The 203-nt window shown below is 59.1% G+C and carries 1 protein-coding gene; it reads left to right on the top strand.

Annotated features, from left to right (window positions below; translation table 11 throughout):
* A partial coding sequence (locus tag SB753_RS42425; protein WP_410805878.1) for a hypothetical protein occupies positions 1 to 203 on the top strand: 203 nt, incomplete at both ends.

Raw genomic sequence — 203 nt, 5'->3', positions numbered from 1 at the left:
GACAACGGCACGATCAACATCAGCGGCAACTCGACTGATGGCACGGGCGTGGTGGTGGATCCGAACGGTTCGATCAATACCTCGGGTGATGGCTCGACCAACATCTCGGGCGACTCGACCAACGGCACGGGCACGGACATCAACGGTTCGATCAACACGACGGACAACGGCACGATCAACATCAGCGGCAACTCGACTGATGG

It is taken from the genome of Paraburkholderia sp. SIMBA_053 (assembly GCF_046534895.1).
Classification (GTDB): domain Bacteria; phylum Pseudomonadota; class Gammaproteobacteria; order Burkholderiales; family Burkholderiaceae; genus Paraburkholderia; species Paraburkholderia caledonica.
The sequence above is the reverse complement of the archived record's forward strand: the minus strand, read 5'-3'. Positions and strand labels throughout refer to the sequence as shown.